Genomic DNA, 14,452 nt, shown 5'->3' with positions numbered 1-14,452 from the left:
AGCAACCCATTGAGCCAGCAAACCCATTGAGACCAGTGAGTTTGAATGCTGGATTCCCATGATGAGTGCGCTTGATTGACGCTTGATTTTTGTTCGTTTTCCCAACAGTGGTGCAATGAGTTTGCCAAAAGTATTCCTGACGCGACGACTTCCCAATGCCGTGATGAAACGCTTAGACGTCGAATCCGAACTGCTGCTGCCGGCGGATCTCGATGCTGGAGCGACTCGCGAAGAATTGCTTGATGCGGTGACGAAAGTGGATGGTTTGATCTGCTTGCTAAGTGATCGAATCGACGAGGAAGTGTTTCGTGCCGGCAGTGGCTTGAAAGTGGTTTCAAATTACGCCGTCGGTTACAACAACATTGACGTCGCCCTGGCATCGAAACACGGGGTTGTTGTCACCAATACGCCTGACGTGTTGACCGCCTGCACTGCTGACATGGCGATGTCGCTATTGTTGGCCACCGCTCGTCGCGTAGTTGAAGGCGACGAATTGGTCCGTCAAGGTGATTGGCAGGGCTGGGGGCCGATGCAGTTGTTGGGAACCGAAGTGACCGGCGCCACGATTGGGTTTGTTGGCTTCGGTCGCATTGCTCAAGCCACCATGCGCCGCGCTGCAGCCTTCGACATGCGCTGTTTGTACTGGAATCGAACTCGACTGTCCGAATCTGACGAGCGGTCGCTGAATGTGACCTATGTCCCGCTTGATCAGCTCTTGCCGCAGTGTGACTTTGTCTCGGTGCACGTGGCGTTGTGTGATGAAACCAAGCACTTGATCAACCGCGAACGTTTACAAAGCATGAAGCCGTCAGCGATCTTGATCAACACGGCCCGGGGGGCGGTGGTTGATGAAGCTGCATTGGTCGAAGCATTGCAGGCCGGTTGGATCGGCGGCGCCGGGTTGGACGTTTATGAACAGGAGCCTGCGATTCATCCAGGATTGCCCGCGTTAAAGCAGACGGTGTTGGCGCCGCATTTAGGGAGCGCGACGATGCAGACGCGGACCAAAATGGGCGAACTGGCCGTTGAGAATTGTTTGGCCGTGTGCCGTGGGCAGCAGCCACCGAATCCAGTGAATGCATTGTGAGAGTCTGTTATCGCTGAGGCAGGGGCATTTCGCCCTGTTGCCAGCGGCAACTCGGGTCACGACGTGAGGCGGGGCTTCAGAGTCCGGTGGTGGGGCTGTGGCGGGCAGCAAACGCTTTAACCGGTATTTTCGGTTAGGTTCCGGGCCGCTCGTTGGCGTTCGCACGGCATTTCATTGACCCCGCTTTGGCTGACCGTTACTATTTTGCTAACTGGACGCGTTTCGCTTTGGCGGCGGAACGTCATGCCAGCAGGTGATTGACAGCCTGATCTTTTCTCAATGCTCTTTGTCTTTCCTTCAGATGGCTTTGTTCGCGGGTCACCGACCGGACCGATCGCGCCGAGTTGCGGCCGTTGGACCGTCAGCATCGCGTTGCCAGATGGATCGGGTTTGCCAAAGAAGACCCGGTGGGCGGCCTGTTGTGACGGCGGCTTGCTAGGAAGCAAATGCTGATTCATGACTCATCCCGAAGCGAACTCTCAGGACTCAACCGTCCGGCGGCAACGCGTGTCGCCGAGTGAGCCAGCGTTGCGCCAGCCAACACAGCCCAGCTCGGATTCGATGTCTTGGAATCAAGCCGTACCAGCCTCGGACCAGCCAGCACCGCAGGACGTTGACAGCCCTGATTCCGACGTTCGGATCGATCCGAATGCACCCAGCACGGTCACCGTGCATGCCCCCGGCGATGAAGCGATCACCGGTACAGCGTCGCCGGGAGATCCCGTTGGATTGGATGAAGCACCAACGGTGATTCGCCGAGTGTCATCTGGAAATTCGTCGAGCCCAAAAGCCGATCGACGTCTTGCACACGGTGGTTCGCCGGTTCAAGTCACCAAGGGTTTGGTTGGCAGACAACTCAATCAATACCACTTGCAAGCTTTGATTGGCGGTGGTGGCATGGGGGCTGTGTTTCGCGCTCATGATGAACAGCTTGATCGGATTGTTGCCATAAAGGTGATTCCCTTTGTTGGCAATGATCCAGAACTGCAACGGCGTTTTCGCAATGAAGCGCAAAACGCGGCCAAGCTGGATCATCCGCGAATCGCGCGCGTCTTTGATGCCGGCAACTACGACAGCTGGCACTACATTGTCTTTGAACATATCGAAGGCATTAACCTCCGCGATCTAGTGCTCACTCAGGGCGTGCTTTCGTTGGATGATGCGGTCGTTTATACCTCGCAGGTAGCCGAAGCTCTGGCACACGCCTCCCAGCGGGGAATTGTTCACCGCGACATCAAGCCATCGAACATTTTGGTGACTTCCGATGGCGCTGCCAAGCTGGTGGATATGGGGCTCGCTCGCAGTGCCAACCTGGAATTCAGTGAAGACAAGACCGCTAGCGGAATCACCTTAGGCACCTTCGATTACATCTCGCCTGAACAGGCCATGGATCCGCGCGAAGCCGACTTGCGCAGTGATCTCTATTCACTGGGTTGCACGTTCTATTTTTTGCTGACCGGTGAAGCCCCGTATAACGGTGGCACGATGTTGCAAAAACTGATCAGCCACGGCAATGCCCCGCCACCGGATCCTCGAGAGTTGCGTCCAGATCTGCCCGATGAAGCGGTGGAAATCATGCATCGCATGATGGCCAAGGAACCTAAATTCCGTTATCAAAACGCGGGCGATTTGCTCAGTGACCTGAACGAGCTGGCTTATCGGTTTCAATTGCGCCGCGCTCAGGCGATCACCGTTGCGGCGCCCAGTCAGGCGATCGAAGGTCTACAGCGTTTGCAAACGCATTTGCCGTGGATGATCGCGGTGCTGCTGATCTTGATCGTCGGTGGATTTCTGCGATTGCAGTCGATCATTCATGAAGAGCGTTTCGGCATCGAGGTGCCCGACGCATTGGCGGATCGGATTCGCAGTGCTGGCAATCCAGCGGATCCAGCACCTGGCGTGGGAACTGCTGCCGTGCAGCCTGGCGGTGGCACAAGCGGACAGCCAAACGCAGCCGTTGGCGATGGGCGTCCCGTCCCGGTGAATGGCGATCCGACCAATGGAACGGAAAACGGGACGGGGGGATCGCCGCAGGGGCGTGATGCGTCTGCTGGCGATCAAGCCACCGGCAGGATGGACTCTGGAACGAACCAGGATTCCAGCTCTCGATCTGCCGACGCCGCCAAACCTCCGCGACTGAACCTCGAACCGCCCAACTCGGAACGTTTGCTCGCCGGAGACGTTCTGTCGCTGCCAGGAATCGATTTGCAAACGGAGGCGACGAGTGCGTTTCCGCCAACGCCGTTGCAGACTGGCAATGCTGGCATGGCAGATCAGGCCGGTCCCGATCCCCGTGCCAATGGTGTTTCCTTACCCGATACTGGTCCTGGCGCTGATTCGCAAGGCGGACTACCGGCGCCGCAAGTTGTGCGTGTGGTTTCGTCGCCTCGATTTGCCGCAGCACTAAAAGTCAATGACATTGATCGAGATCAAGATGGCGCCGTGGTTGCCTCGGCTCTCGACACGGCGCTGCAACTGGCTGAACAACTGGGGGTGAACAAAATCGAACTTGCGGTGGAAGAAGTCGTCACTGGCCCCGTTGAAATTCCGCGTGACAATCTGGAAATCGTTTCGACCGTTGGCAGGACGGTGATCCAGCTGGACGCGGTTCAAGGCGTCGATGAAGAACGCTCGCAGATGGTCGATGTGGGATCGCACCCCACCAAGTTCGTAAATCTTGATTTCCGCTGGGAGTTGGGTGCAGAACAAGTCGAAGGCGGTGCAATGTTTGTGTTCAACGAAAATCGTTTGACCCAGTTCGAAAATTGCACGCTGACATTGATCAACCAACCCATTCATGACAATGTTCGTTTCATCGAAGTTGAAACCGCGACCGCGACCGCGGCGCGAGAGTCGCTTGCTGACCCAGCGCAAGACGGCCAGGGGCTTCCGCTGGTTGCGCTACAGATCAACAACGGAATTGTCCGCGGAGAAGGCTCGTTTATCTCGATGGATCAGGCCGCTGCTCTGCAGTTGGTTTGGAACAACGGCTTGTTGGCCATCAGCGGGCGGATGATCGATAGCGGTGGTGCGGTGACTGCGATTCCAGGCGGTGATCAACGGATTCAGCTTTCGCTCAGTGACGTGACCGCTGAAATTCCGCTGGGTTTCTTCCGCTTGCGAACTCAGCCGGGGCAGATGTATCCCGTGTTAGTGGAACGACAATGCCTGCGCTGCGTGTTTGTGGTCGATGATGGACAGCCATTGTTCCAGTTCATCGGGATTGATGAATTGGGTGAAGAAGAGATGTATCTGAATCTTCGTGGGGAAGACAATACTTACTTGGGAGCCTCTGACATCAGTTCGCCGCTGTTGGTCGTTTCCGATATGCCGGGCAACCAGGTGTTGGTGACTCTGGGCGCGTTCGATGAACCTGAGAACACTTGGATTCAGGAACGGCAGGTGCGTTGGACGGTGCGTTGGTCGGATTCACAGCGGCCGAATCGCCAAATCTACTATGACTTGACACCCGCCAATTATCGCCAGGACGGCGCGATCTTCTATGGCTTTCGCGAGCAAGATCTGCCGGTGGTGACCACGGAGTCCAACTGAGCCAACGGACGCCGATCAGTTGCCGACGACGTCGATCATCACTTCAACCGGCAGACCAATGGGCAGTTTGCGACGCGTTTGCAGTTTGATCCAGACGCGTCGGGTGAATGATTCGTATCGCTCACCCGCCCAGCCGCCAACAATGCGTTTGGGCTTCATGCGTGGAGCGACTTCAATGACCTTGCCTGGGCAGTCCCAGAGGGAATCCGCATCACAGGTCACCGTGACAGATTGACCGGGTTCGACTTTCAACGCATCGTGTTCGGCAACTTCTGCAAGGACCAGTGCATCCGTGAGATCGCAATAGTAGATCGGGGCCAAAGCCTGGTTGGGGCTGATCCAGTCGCCGGGATGAACGTCGATCCCAAGCACCGTCCCATCGCTGGGGGCTGTGATCGTGCAGTCATCGAGGTCAATCTTGGCGGTGTCCAGCTTTGCCTTGGCCGCTTTGACTTTTGCCGTCGCCATGTGAAGTTCAAAATCACGCGGTGGCGCGCTGATGGTTTCCAGTTTCTCTTGGGCGGCGATCAAGTTGGCTTGGGCGGCAAGCATTTGCTCGCGGACGTCGTCGTAATCTTGTTCGCTGATGGCACGCTGTTTCCAAAGCAATTCAGCGCGTTTCCAGCGGACTTGGCTGTTCTGCTGAGTGGCCTGGGCAGCCATCATTTGTTGTCGCGCGGCTTCGATCTCACTGTCCCGTGCGCCATGAATCAGTTCTTGCTCTGCGGCAAGTGCGACCTGGAATTCCGCCTCCGCCAGTTCAACCGCGGCTTGGTATCGAGCGGCTTCGATTTCCAGCAACGGTGTTCCTTGGCTGACCTCTTGGCCGCGTTTGACAAAGACCTCGCTGACCGCGCCGGGGAACATTGGGTACAAGGCGATGGTTTCCGTCACCCCTTGCACGTGTCCGGCGGCGTGAACCCGCGATTTGACGGATTGCCCAGAGTTGCGTTTGGATGCCTCAAACGGGGACGCGGGTGGTTCGGCGGTTTGGATGCTGCCCTCGGTTGTCGGTGCAATGTCCGCGGTCGCGGCGGATTTCAGAAAGCCCAGAATCATGTTCAGGTTCGTCTGTTGCAAGCTGTGCCGCTGAAAGTACTGATCAAAGGTGATCAAGAGACTGGTGCTAAGCAATGCCAGGACTACGGCGTGAGTGAACTGTTTCATTGGAATCTCCCATTGTCGAGCCGGCAGATTCGGTCGGCAAACTTTTCCATTCGGTGATCGTGAGTCACAACAACGGTGGACAAGCCACGTTCCTGTGTCAATTCACGAAGCAACTGCATCACTGCTTCTCCTGATTGACCGTCCAGTGCCGCGGTGGGTTCATCCGCGAGAACGAGCGGGGGGCGGTGGATCACTGCACGCGCCATTGCGACACGCTGGCATTGCCCGGGACTCATCGATCCCGGTAGTGCATTCAAGTGCGATTCAAGCCCGACACGGCAGAGCAGGTCAGCCGCTTGTGTTCGAGCTTCGCTTAGCGGTGTCCCCGATAACGTGACAGGGATCGCGACATTGTCCAAAGCATCTAAGGCATTGATCAGTTGCAATCGCTGAAACACAAAACCGATGCATTTGCGGCGGATCTCGGTGCGCTGTTCGGGGCTGATTTGATCGACTCTCAAGCCGCCAAAATACAGTTGACCTGAATTCGGAGAAAGCAACATGCCGAGGATCGACAGCAGGGTCGTTTTTCCGCTTCCCGAGGGCCCCATCAGGAACACACACTCCGCCGGACGCAGGCTAAAATCGACTTCGTCCAAGATTCGTCGCTCTTGGTTGCCAATCGAGTAAGACTTGACGATTTGCCGAGCCGCCAAGATGCATTCGCTGGGTGCGGGTTCCGCAGGAGCGTTGTCCTGCCAATGCAGCTTGGTCGCGTCTGACTGGGCCGATCGCTGAGGATCGCTGGGCGGTGTTGGTTGCTGCGCTGGTGTCGGCGCTGGTGTTTGCGAACGCGTGACGGGGGGCAGCGTAATGGGGCTGTTGAACGCGTCGTTTGGTTGGGATGAAATTGGCATCGAATTATCCCTGTAACGCTTGGTGGGGATCAATGTGCCGGACACGCAGGTACGGTAATCCTGATGCGATCAGGCAAATGCAAAAGATCAACGCACCACAGCCCAAGTACAGGAACCCGGGGATTTCAATCGCTGCTTGCGGTGTCGAGAAAATGCCCTGCAGCAGCATCGTGAGTGCCGTTCCCAGGCCGATCCCCATTAACGCGACCAACGCGGATTGAATGATCAAGATCGTTAGCAACTCATGCTCATTCATGCCGATCGCTCGCAGTGTTGCGTATTCGCTGATGTGATCTAACACCATGGCGTACAAGGTATGACCCACCATGACCACGCCGACCAATAGTCCCAGCAAGGTTGCCGCACCAAAGCTGATCCCGATGCCGGTGCGAGTCATCCAGAAACCGATGCTGACATCGGAGTACTGTTTGCTAGTCATTGCCGTCAGGTGCGGAAGACGTTCTTCGATCGCGTCACAGACCTCCCCGGCATCCACGCCGCTGTTGACTTTGGCCAATAAGTACGAGGTGTGATCGGGCCGCATGTCGGACAATTCAACCACACGGTCGTAATCCGTGAAGACATAGGGCGTGACCAGAAAGCTAAGCACACCGTGTGATTTTCCTGTCACACGCACGCGTCGTCGATTGATTTCACGCAACTCGCCCAATTGCGGGTCGGCAAGCTTTTTGTGGTCACAGTCATCAACCACGATCGCGTCGTGAACGTTCAAGGCGTCTGGCGGGCCTTCGACGATTTTAAACGGCTTGGCCAGTTTGGCATCCCGCGGCACACCGACGACCACAACGTTTTCAAAGCCACCGTCGGGGAGCGTGAATTCGCCAAAGGCAATCCGCAGTGGTTCCACCTCACTGACTCCGGGCACTCCGGCGACAACGTGTTCCCAGCGTTCAGGGATCGAGTGCGGAAAGTCAACGTTGTGCATCCCACGATGACCGATCCAAATGTCGGCCTCGCTGCGATCAATCAGCATGCTCGCTTTTTGGATCAATCCAAAGAACAGCCCGCCTTGAAGATTGACCAAGACGACCGAAAAGATCACGCCGACCAGTCCGGCGAACAATTTGCCGCGGTCGTGCATCAAGGTGCGATAAGCTAGATTCCAACGCATCGCACTTCGTTTGCCCAGGATGACTTTGAAAGAACATGACTTAACGGTTCTTTCGGCCATGGAAAGACAGTGGCTTTAGGCGATTTGCGTCATTTAGCTTGGCGGGTAAGAATTGGTGCGTTCCACTTGTCTTGCAACAGGGCGCGAACGCTGATGTCGGGCGAAAGCCGGAAAACCCAGCCGGAAAACCCAACAGCTCAGCGCCGAGCAGCTTCAAGCTCTGCGACGCGTTCTTCGAGTTGCTCCACGCGCTTCATCAAGGCGGCCATTTGGCGACGCAGTTGTTGCACGTCGCCCTCTTTCAAGTCACTGGCGTCAGCAGGGTCTGCGCTCTCCGGTGCTTCAACAGACGGATCGACCAGGGAACGTAGGCGTGATCGAAACGGGTTCGGCTCGCGTTGGCCGAGAGCGGGCTCAATGGCCAGCAGTTCCTGTTCCACTTTCAGCAGTTGGTCGGTCAGTGCAGCACGACTAGGGTGTTTGGGGCCCATTGTTTGCACGCTGGCGTTAAGCCGTCGCCACTGGAAAGCCAATTCACGTCCGCGTTCGGTCAGCAGTAACGACTCTGGCACCTTTTTCAGTTTGGGCTGCCTGGCCTGATCGGATGCATCCGCTTGTGTGGGCCGCTGAACATAAACACGATCATTGGCCGTCACACGCCAGCAGGGGAGGCAAGCGAGGGAGACCAAGACCGTCAGGATTGAGAGACGTTTCATAGCTGGACTTGATGAGTGGTTGGTCTGATTGCCCGATGCTTGCTTGCCAAGATCACAGCAGTGATCGCTTAACTAGGGCATCTGTGAATGCAACGAGGTTCGTAAACGGGGACGCGGCATTGCGCTGGCTGGGAAGACGTCGTTCAGTGATCAGGGAATGCCTCGGACAATCGAGGGTCCGATCCATTTAGTTAGCCAAACAGGCAGACGCTGCCAGATCTTGACCAAGCGTTGATTGCGATCGCTATCGGGACGCATCTCAGCTGGATCGCCTTTGCGGACATAGTACTGCCAGGTTGCTGGCTCGGCGACCGATCCCCATTGCAGTTTAAACTTGTAGGTTCCGCTTCCTTCGCTGCTGCGGCCAAAGTCAAAGACCTTGCTTCCTCGCTCGATCGCCCGTTGCAGTGCATGCCAATACATCCACATGTTGGCACCTTGGCGATTGAATTCACGCAGGCTGCTGGCGCTAGGAATTTCGGTCAGCCCACGACGATGAATCAAGAGTCCAGCGGCAGAGCAAACCTGTTCATGTTTGACGATGCAGAATTCCGCGTCACCTTGAAAGCTGTTGATGATGGATCTGAACAGGTCTTTGGAGTACACCGGTGTGCCCAGGTCGCGCATGTTGCGAGCAAAGACGTGGTGAAAATCGTCCAGCTTTTCCAAGCCACCGAAGCTGACGGTGGCGTCGTATTGACCCGACTTTTTCACTTGGCTGCGAAGCTTGCTTTTGAAAGACTGGTTCAGTGCTTCGGCTGTCTCTGGTAGCGAGAGCCGCAGATGGACTTTGTCGCAGCGCTGAAAGTTGAACTGTTCATGTTCGATCGGTTGTTCGTGACGCAGTTCCAGGTGCCGGACGTCCAGCTCGTCGGCTAACTCGCAGGCTCTATCAATCAATTGCTTGGCGATGGCCGGATCGGACGACCAAACGCCGCCAGTGTTCAAATAAGGCAGGCTGGTCAGGAAGCTGCCAAAGAGAGGGCCACGGACATGCATCAATGGCAGCATCCCCAGGCAGAGACCATCCAGATCGGCGTGCAGGACGACAAGACGATGCTTGAGTCCTTGGACCAGCGATTGCAACCAAGCCGCGTCATGGGCATTCAGGCGGGGTGCGGTCGCCTCTGCGTTGAAGGGATCGCGTTGATCCAATCCTTGTTGGGGGGCGATCCAGTCACTGAGTTGACGGAACTCATGCGCTTGAATCTGCACCTTCGTATTCGGTTTTGCTAACGCGTTCAATCGACGAAATACCAAATGGTCGGGGGCTCAATCCGGTGGATTCAATCCGGCGATGCAGAACGAACCCTTGGACGGGACAGCTGAGTCGTTGCCTGCAAGAGATTGTCCGCAAGACACAGCGACGCTTGATCGCCACCGACTTACCTCCGCAGAGAGGTTGGCAGCGGTCCGCGCGTCGCTGGCAAGATAGCTAGAAGTCACCCCTGATTCAATTGAATCTTCGTGCCAGGAGCGAATTCGGAGCAGTCTTCATCACGGTCTCTCGTTGGCCGCATCGATGAACGGTCGCCATGATCTGGATAACCGCTACGATCCATCACATTGGAATCACCGGTACGAATCATGCTGTTTGAACTTGGCTGAGGGTTTCGTGGGAACAGTTTGGCTGTGGCAGGGATGTTGTCACGCCTTTTGTTAGGGCGTTCTATAGTTCCGAGGGAAACGCGTCGTCCCAAAGGGTGGCGACCAAGGCAGCACTTTTCTGGACTGATTCCTGTCTGTTGCGTTTTCCAGGACCGGCATCCAGGCAGTTTCGAGCGGATCGATAATCTTGTCTTGTTGCCAGTGACTTATCGCTTATCAGCAGAGACTCTTCCCATGATGCGCACCATGTTATCGACCATGCCGGCGGCGATTCGCAAGGAAGCTGCCGACGACGAACGCATCGCCAAGCCTCGGATTTCGTACAGCATCGCGCACGAACAGGAGGACTTGCGAGCGGCATTTGAACTGACCTATCTCGCTTACCGCCGCTCTGATCTCGCGAAACCTAATCCCCTGGAAATTCGGTTCACGAAATATCATCTGCTGCCAACGACAGAAGTGTTTGTCACGAAGTTCGAGCATTCGGTTGTTTCGACTCTGTCGCTGATCGGAGATGGGCAACAGGGGTTGCCGATGGATTCAATTTACCCTGATCAGCTCGATCAGTTCCGTCAGCGTGGGCTGCGAGTTGCTGAAATCGGTTGTCTCGCCGATCGCCGAAAATCACCTGCTCGGTTCATTGAAACCTTCATTGCGATGGCTAGTTTGGCCGCTAAGTCAGCCATGCAACGCCAGTACCATGGACTGGTGGTTGCGGTTCATCCGCGGCACGCCAAGTTCTATCTGCGGATGATGCCATTTCAGCAGATCGGTGGCTTGGAGGCCTGTGACTATGCCAACGGGCACCCAGCCGTGATGCTGGGATTGATCTTTGACGAGCACCGTGGCTCTGAAGTCTATCGCAGATTCTTGGGCGAGCTTGGCTCGCCGGCGGATGTTTCGCCGCGGCCGTGGACGGATGAAACACGCGAGTACTTCAGTCAGCTCTTGCAGGTGTGCCAGGGCGTCGCCTGCGTGTGAGCGGAGTGAAGCCCGTTCGCTGTTTTTCGACCGCACGCATTTGACGTCGGGTCATGACAACAGTTGTTGAATCCCGTCGCCTTGAATCAGCGACCGGTTTCAATCTGTGTGACTGCAGGCTGTCTTGGGCGTTCAGCCCGAGATGTTTTGAAAGGTCGGAATGACCCAGCCAAAGAGAATGACGACCGAGACCGTCACTGCGAGCACAGCCAAGGCGATCAACGCTGCGATTCGCAACCGCTTTGCTTTCGCGTCGCGCTGAATCATGCGATCGATGGTTCGATCGGAAAGTGGATCGCCTTCGTCGTCCAGTGGTGTTGTCACCTTTTCCTGGTTGATTGCCTGTTCAGGACGGTTGCGCCAGCTGTTGGCTGCGGGTTGACGAGAGATCGCTGGCTGGGCTTGAGCCTCCGCCGCTGCGGGGGCGCGGTAGACACTCATGGGTTTGGCGATCGATGCCGGTGAGGTGACTTCTTGTTTCGTGGTCGCAGCTTGCTCGCTGGCAGGATTGGTTTTGTTTGCCGTCGGTTGGCTGTGCGTGATTTCTGCCGCGTCCGTCGATTTTGCAGCACTGCTTGTTCCAGCCTCCATCGCATCAGGCTTGGACTCTCCCGCCAGTTTTCCAGCGGTTACGTGATCGTTATGTGGTGCTCGGCCCAGTCGCAGCGTTGGGCTTTGGTTCCAAGGCGTGCCTTGTTGATTGAGCCACACATCAACCATCCCAACTCGGATGGCCTCTTTTCCGACACCTAAGCGGTAGGCCAGTGGGCTCTGGCAGCTGCGGCCGGACAGGTCCAGATCGATCACCCAGACTTCTCGGTTCTGTTCCACAACCGCCATGTGGCAGGTCTGCAGTCCGTAGCCGTGTAGACGGAGCGTGCTGGGATGGGATTCTCCAATGATGGTCACGCTGCGGCGAATGCCTTTGGCGACAAAGCCTTCCCCCCAATCGAAAATCAGGTTCTGTCGATTTTTGGCGGTTCGCGGCGTTTCTTTTAAGTGTTTCTCTGGGCGTGATGCCGTTTGTGCCCCGCCTGGAAACTCTGAGTGTTCAGCTCCCAGAAACCGGATCCGCGTCTTGCCAACGAAGAGTGTCTTGCCGGGTTGGATGGTGCCCCACTCGCTGAATGCCAAGGCACACAGCGGCCAGACTTGGATGGAATCATCAACACGCGCGCAAAAGTAGACCACGTCGGGCAGTCGGTCATCTTCCAGCCGGATGTCGCAGTCTGGATGCGGGCCGATCAACGCATAAGGACGTTGCAATTCAATCCACTGTTCGTTTGGATCATCGGACGACGATTCGTCTGGGCTGCGTGCTCGACCGGTGCGAAGATGGACTCCCCAAGGGGCATGCTGCCAGAGATCGTTCGATGACAGGCTGTTGGCAGTGTTTATCGTGGCGTCTTTGGCGATAGAGTCTAGAGTTGCCGGCCCTGGGGCAGCCAAGTCTGCATTACTAGCCAAGTTTGCGTTGCGGGCAGATTGGTCAGTAGGACGGGAGTTCGTGACGTCCGCAAGCTGAGCACTGTAGGAGAAGATCGAATCTTTGTTGGGCAGCAGGGCGGACGCAGATTTGGAGCGCGTTGAACCCATTGGCTTGGCGACAATCGAACTGGGCCCTGGCGGCTGAGCCAAGGCACTCTTCGCGCCTGGTGCCGTGCGTTGCTTACGCTCTCGCTTCCTTCGACGACTCAATTGCCCCCCCGCCTGCTAGATGGATCGTACCTAATCATTCTTGTTTTGCCTGTGGACAATGTATCCGTTTTCCATCGACACGCAACCGAGTGGCCGTCGACGGCGGAGCGTCAGCTTAGTTACCGAAATTGGACGTTCACGTTTGCAGCGAATGGGATGGATCGAAATTTCCTGGTATCCTCTGCAGAGGGGAATGATTCCGTCTGTGCCGGTAATGCAGAATGTCGGGGGGGGTGGTTTCCATTCCCTGTGATTTCGTGGGTTACAGTGGACCGTTATCCCTAAACGATTAGACTGAGGTGCACGCAGGTCAGTAGAATTCGTTGAAGTCATGTGATGAGTAAAAGTTTCCAATTTGCGGAAATCTCTCCAGCATTTATGAGTTCTGACGGGGTTGTTCCCAGTTACTCCTGCAGGGCAGTATTGAAATTTGAGTATGAATTCACCGAAAAAGCGTAAACCACCGAAAAAGCAGGGGCCTCGCAAGTCGTCTAAGACGCGTGAGGTGGCTGCTAACGCGACATTAAATCGCCCCGGTTTGAAACAATCCGGTGCGGTTCCAGAGCAACGTGTTGCGAAAGCGTCGGAGCAATTGGTTCCCGTTCCCGGCCCAGCGACTTGGTCTGCTGGATTCTGGGTGGCCATTGCCTTGGCCGTTGTGGCTGTCGTCGTGAGCTACTGGAACACGTTTCAGTGGATCGTTGATGCTTGGATCCGCGAAACGGATTATGGGCATGGCTGGCTCGTCATTCCGATGGCGATTGCGATGTGCTATGTCCGCCGTGATCGGTTTCCCGGTGTCTCGACCCAAGTCGCTTGGGGAGGGCTTGGCCTGGTGGGTGTGGCTGTGGCGATGCGAATCTTTGGCCGGTTCGCTTACTTTGATTTTGTCGATGGCTATTCGGTGATCGTCTTGCTGGCCGGCACAGTCTGGTGTTTGCTCGGTTTCCGAGCGTTCCTTTGGGCGTTGCCAGCATTGGGCTTTTTATTCTTCGCGATTCCGTTGCCGTTCCGTGCGGAGAGCATGCTGAGCTGGCAGCTGCAAGGTGTCGCGACTGAGCTGAGCACTTTTTTCCTGCGTGCGTTTGGAATGCCTGCGGTGGCTGAGGGCCACATCGTTTGGATCGGCGACGAGAAACTGTCCATCGAAGCGGCTTGTTCCGGATTGCGAATTTTTGTGGGAATGGCTGCCTTTGGTTACTTCTGGGCGGCCATTAATCATCGATCTGTAACCGATCGCATCGTGATCTTGGCATCGGTGATCCCGGCGGCTGTGTTGGTCAATTCTCTGCGAATTGTGCTGACAGGCCTGGGGTATGCCGTATTTGGGTCAGAATCGATGCGGCACTTGATTCATGACTTCTTGGGCATCGCCATGATCGTTGGGTCGTTTCTCTTACTCGGTGGGGTCGAAGCCTTCTGGCGACGCCTTTACCGCCCGGTTTCGATTTTTACAGCAAAGGGCATGCTGCGGGAGTCAAAGTCACATTAGATGACCGATCGTTTCGCGGCTGTGAGAGGCGGCGACAAAATGTGTATACTTGAGCGCATGTTTGACCAGAACGACTCTGGCGACATTCTTCCATCTGCATGATGCAATCGAGCAACTCGGCACAGACAGCTTCGTTTTACCAACTTTGAACCGTCTGATTTG

Annotated in this window: 11 protein-coding genes; 4 read left to right on the top strand and 7 right to left on the bottom strand. The window is 56.1% G+C overall.

The genetic code is table 11. From position 1 onward, the window contains the following. Positions 1-115 precede the first annotated feature (115 nt). Entirely contained in the window at positions 116-1,087 is a 972-nt protein-coding gene (locus SV7mr_RS16160; RefSeq protein ID WP_145274353.1) for a 2-hydroxyacid dehydrogenase, read from the top strand. A gap of 116 nt (positions 1,088-1,203) precedes the next feature. On the opposite strand, the gene SV7mr_RS16155 is transcribed toward SV7mr_RS16160, so the two are convergent. Beyond that, entirely contained in the window at positions 1,204-1,545 is a 342-nt protein-coding gene (locus SV7mr_RS16155; protein ID WP_145274350.1) for a hypothetical protein, read from the bottom strand. Here SV7mr_RS16155 and SV7mr_RS16150 point away from each other — a divergent pair. Beyond that, positions 1,544-4,639, top strand: coding sequence for a serine/threonine-protein kinase (locus SV7mr_RS16150; RefSeq protein ID WP_145274347.1), 3,096 nt, complete (start codon positions 1,544-1,546; stop codon positions 4,637-4,639). The two genes, SV7mr_RS16155 and SV7mr_RS16150, sit on opposite strands and share 2 nt — an antisense overlap. Positions 4,640-4,654: 15 nt before the next feature. Here the strand turns inward: SV7mr_RS16150 and SV7mr_RS16145 are convergent, their stop codons facing one another. The 5 genes from SV7mr_RS16145 to SV7mr_RS16125 form a co-directional block, all read right to left on the bottom strand. Continuing rightward, the gene (locus SV7mr_RS16145) at positions 4,655-5,806 is read right to left on the bottom strand and encodes an HlyD family secretion protein (RefSeq protein WP_145274344.1); all 1,152 of its coding nucleotides are present in this window, start codon (positions 5,804-5,806) and stop codon (positions 4,655-4,657) included. Beyond that, entirely contained in the window at positions 5,803-6,663 is an 861-nt protein-coding gene (locus tag SV7mr_RS16140) for an ABC transporter ATP-binding protein (protein ID WP_419187472.1), read from the bottom strand. Before SV7mr_RS16140 ends, SV7mr_RS16145 begins: the two co-directional genes overlap by 4 nt. 4 nt (positions 6,664-6,667) lie before the next feature. Then, the gene (locus tag SV7mr_RS16135) at positions 6,668-7,795 is read right to left on the bottom strand and encodes an ABC transporter permease (RefSeq protein ID WP_145274340.1); all 1,128 of its coding nucleotides are present in this window, start codon (positions 7,793-7,795) and stop codon (positions 6,668-6,670) included. 197 nt (positions 7,796-7,992) lie between these two features. Beyond that, entirely contained in the window at positions 7,993-8,511 is a 519-nt protein-coding gene (locus SV7mr_RS16130; RefSeq protein ID WP_145274337.1) for a hypothetical protein, read from the bottom strand. 150 nt (positions 8,512-8,661) lie between these two features. Then, entirely contained in the window at positions 8,662-9,726 is a 1,065-nt protein-coding gene (locus SV7mr_RS16125) for a FemAB family XrtA/PEP-CTERM system-associated protein (RefSeq protein WP_419187471.1), read from the bottom strand. Positions 9,727-10,353: 627 nt separating this feature from the next. On the opposite strand from SV7mr_RS16125, the gene SV7mr_RS16120 reads away from it, so the two are divergent. After that, positions 10,354-11,100 carry an N-acyl amino acid synthase FeeM domain-containing protein gene (locus SV7mr_RS16120; RefSeq protein ID WP_419187470.1) on the top strand — a complete coding sequence of 249 codons (747 nt, stop codon included), beginning with the start codon at positions 10,354-10,356 and terminating at the stop codon, positions 11,098-11,100. A 132-nt stretch (positions 11,101-11,232) separates the two neighbouring features. Here the strand turns inward: SV7mr_RS16120 and SV7mr_RS16115 are convergent, their stop codons facing one another. Then, entirely contained in the window at positions 11,233-12,567 is a 1,335-nt protein-coding gene (locus SV7mr_RS16115) for a hypothetical protein (RefSeq protein ID WP_145274334.1), read from the bottom strand. 667 nt (positions 12,568-13,234) lie between these two features. Here SV7mr_RS16115 and SV7mr_RS16110 point away from each other — a divergent pair. Next, on the top strand, positions 13,235-14,290 hold the full coding sequence (locus SV7mr_RS16110; RefSeq protein ID WP_145274331.1) for an exosortase/archaeosortase family protein: 1,056 nt from the start codon (positions 13,235-13,237) through the stop codon (positions 14,288-14,290). The last annotated feature ends 162 nt before the right edge of the window (positions 14,291-14,452 follow it).

Source organism: Stieleria bergensis, from assembly GCA_007745635.1.
Taxonomy (GTDB): Bacteria; Planctomycetota; Planctomycetia; order Pirellulales; family Pirellulaceae; genus Stieleria; species Stieleria bergensis.
This window is presented reverse-complemented; position numbering and strand designations above follow the sequence as displayed.

Excerpts from the sequence above, each read along its gene's own strand:
- SV7mr_RS16145 (WP_145274344.1), bottom strand. The coding sequence starts at position 5,806 with ATGAAACAGTTCACTCACGCCGTAGTCCTGGCATTGCTTAGCACCAGT.
- SV7mr_RS16155 (WP_145274350.1), bottom strand. The coding sequence starts at position 1,545 with ATGAATCAGCATTTGCTTCCTAGCAAGCCGCCGTCACAACAGGCCGCC.
- SV7mr_RS16120 (WP_419187470.1), top strand. The coding sequence starts at position 10,354 with ATGATGCGCACCATGTTATCGACCATGCCGGCGGCGATTCGCAAGGAA.
- SV7mr_RS16135 (WP_145274340.1), bottom strand. The coding sequence starts at position 7,795 with ATGCGTTGGAATCTAGCTTATCGCACCTTGATGCACGACCGCGGCAAA.
- SV7mr_RS16110 (WP_145274331.1), top strand. The coding sequence starts at position 13,235 with ATGAATTCACCGAAAAAGCGTAAACCACCGAAAAAGCAGGGGCCTCGC.
- SV7mr_RS16130 (WP_145274337.1), bottom strand. The coding sequence starts at position 8,511 with ATGAAACGTCTCTCAATCCTGACGGTCTTGGTCTCCCTCGCTTGCCTC.
- SV7mr_RS16150 (WP_145274347.1), top strand. The coding sequence starts at position 1,544 with ATGACTCATCCCGAAGCGAACTCTCAGGACTCAACCGTCCGGCGGCAA.
- SV7mr_RS16160 (WP_145274353.1), top strand. The coding sequence starts at position 116 with ATGAGTTTGCCAAAAGTATTCCTGACGCGACGACTTCCCAATGCCGTG.
- SV7mr_RS16140 (WP_419187472.1), bottom strand. The coding sequence starts at position 6,663 with ATGCCAATTTCATCCCAACCAAACGACGCGTTCAACAGCCCCATTACG.